We start from the raw sequence: 2,495 nt of genomic DNA, 5'->3' as shown, positions 1-2,495 counted from the left end.
CTGCTCCTGGAATTTCCCCTGCTCTTGCAGCCCCTAAATTTAAGGATCTCATTCCTGCCAAGTTCGATGTTGCAAATATTGCCGAATGGACAACTCAGATTCAGGAAGTCCCAATAGGCAACACCTCTGCAGACGGCGGAAGCCGTGGTAAGAGAGTGGTGGTTGGTGGAGAAAAAGCCCTTCCCTTCTTCCCTGATGCTCCCATGCCCAACAGGAACCAGGTTACCATTGACGTATTCGATATGAGAATCGGTCTTGCAAAAGCTGTCAAGGAGAACTATGATGAGGTCATGGATAGCCCTGGAGAATGGGCAAAGAAGAACGTTGAAAAGTTCAACGCTGACATGATCACAATCCACCTGATTTCAACCGACCCTCTCGTCAAGGACACCTCGCCCAAAGATGCAGCCAAGACCGTTGAAGAGGTTCTTCAGGCTGTAGACGTACCAATCGCGATAGGCGGTTCCGGTAACCCACAGAAAGACCCACTTGTTCTTGCAAAAGCCGCAGAAGTTGCCGAAGGCGAACGCTGTCTCCTTGCATCTGCCAGTCTGAACCTGGACTATGCCAAGATTGCAGAAGCTGCATTAAAACATGACCATGACGTACTCTCCTGGACTCAGCTGGACATGAATGCCCAGAAGGAATTAAACAGGAAGCTTATGAAGCAGTGCAATGTACCCAGAGACAGGATCATTATGGACCCGACAACTGCAGCTCTTGGGTATGGTCTTGACTATGCTTACACCAACATGGAACGTATCCGCCTTGCAGCCCTTATGGGTGATGAGGAACTGACCTTCCCAATGTCGTCAGGTACTACCAATGCATGGGGTGCCCGTGAATCCTGGATGGTTAGCTCCCCACTTAAGGAAGACTCGGATTGGGGTCCCAGAGAATACAGAGGACCTATCTGGGAAATCGTTACAGGTCTCTCTCTTGCCATTGCAGGGAACGACCTCTTCATGATGATGCACCCAACTTCGGTTGCTGTCCTGAAGCACATAACTCAGACCCTTTTCGGTACAATTGAGGCAGAGCCTATTGACCTTGCTAACTGGATCGGATCGGGGGTGTAAAACATGAAAATAAACAGCCCATTAGAAGCTTACAAATACCTTCCTCAGACCAACTGTGGAGAATGCGGTGAGCCTACCTGTATGGCATTTGCCTCCAAGCTTATCGACAGATCCGGGAAGACAACAGACTGCCCACCCCTTATTAAGGAGAAGAAGTTTGCAAAGAAACTTGCAGAGCTTGACAAGCTCCTTGCCCCGGAAATTCGTGAAGTTGCAATAGGTGTAGGCGACAGAGTAGCCAAGATTGGTGGCGACGATGTACTTTACCGTCACAAGCTGACTTTCTTCAATAAGACAAAGATGTTCTTCGATGTTACTGATACAATGGAAGAATCTGCCCTTGTTGAAAGAGTTAAGAAAATTACTGACTACAAGAAGTTCTATGTCGGACGCAACCTTCTCCTTGACGGTGTGGCAATAAGAGCTGCATCCAATGACCCTGCAAAGTTTGCATCAGCTGTCAAGAAAGTTATCGAAAACACGGAACTGCCAGTTATTCTCTGTTCCTTTAACCCTGCAGTCCTGAAGGCAGGACTTGAGGTTGCAAAGGACAAGAACCCTCTTCTTTATGCTGCAAACAAAGACAATTGGAAGGAAGTAGGAGAACTGGCTCTTGAATATAAGGTGCCTGTCGTAGTCTCAGCTTTCAACGACCTTGATGCGCTTAAGAGCCTCGCGAAAACCTTTGCAGACGCCGGTATTAAGGACATTGTTCTCGACCCCGGAACCTATCCAAGTGGCAAAGGTCTTAAAGATACCTTTACTAACTTCCTTAAGATCCGGAGAGCAGGCATTATGGGCGATACCGAGATCGCATATCCAGTCATGGCTATGCCGCTTACTGCCTGGATGTCTGGAATTTCTGACCCTGTCAGTGCTTCCTACTGGGAAACAGTTCTTGCCTCTGTCTTTACCATCAGGTACGGAGACGTTATGCTTCTCCACAGCATGGATCCATACGCCACCATGCCTGAAGTGCACCTGGCCGAGACAATCTACACCGACCCCAGGTCTCCTGTTGCTGTGGACTCTAAGATGTACAAGGTAGGAACTCCGGACGAGAATTCCCCAGTTCTCTTCACAACAAACTTTGCTCTTACCTACTACACAGTCGAGAGCGACCTTGCCTCAAACGGCATCAACTGCTGGCTGCTTGCAGTTAACACCGATGGTATCGGTGTAGAAGCTGCAGTTGCTGGTGGGCAGCTTACTGCTGACAAAGTAAAGGATGCCTTTGAGAAGTCTGGCTTTGACCTCAAGAAAGATGTTACCCATAACACCGTAATTACTCCTGGTCTTGCTGCCCGTCTCCAGGGTGACCTTGAGGACAAACTCGGTTCAAAGGTTCTTGTAGGCCCAATGGATTCGGGAAGGCTCCCTGGCTTTATGGAAAAGAACTGGCCTCCGAAGAAATAA

Annotated in this window: 2 protein-coding genes; both read left to right on the top strand. The window is 48.6% G+C overall.

Annotation, left to right across the window (positions count from 1 at the left end; translation table 11 throughout):
• A partial coding sequence (gene cdhD / locus ASJ81_RS10970) for a CO dehydrogenase/acetyl-CoA synthase subunit delta (protein WP_095644484.1) occupies positions 1-1,079 on the top strand: 1,079 nt, incomplete at its 5' end.
• 3 nt (positions 1,080-1,082) lie between these two features.
• Entirely contained in the window at positions 1,083-2,495 is a 1,413-nt protein-coding gene (acsC, locus tag ASJ81_RS10965) for an acetyl-CoA decarbonylase/synthase complex subunit gamma (protein ID WP_095644483.1), read from the top strand.

Origin of the sequence: Methanosarcina spelaei, assembly GCF_002287235.1 — an archaeon.
Taxonomy (GTDB): Archaea; Halobacteriota; Methanosarcinia; order Methanosarcinales; family Methanosarcinaceae; genus Methanosarcina; species Methanosarcina spelaei.
The sequence above is the reverse complement of the archived record's forward strand: the minus strand, read 5'-3'. Positions and strand labels throughout refer to the sequence as shown.

Bases quoted from the DNA above. Each gene is read 5' to 3' on its own strand.
- acsC (WP_095644483.1), top strand. From the start codon at position 1,083: ATGAAAATAAACAGCCCATTAGAAGCTTACAAATACCTTCCTCAGACC.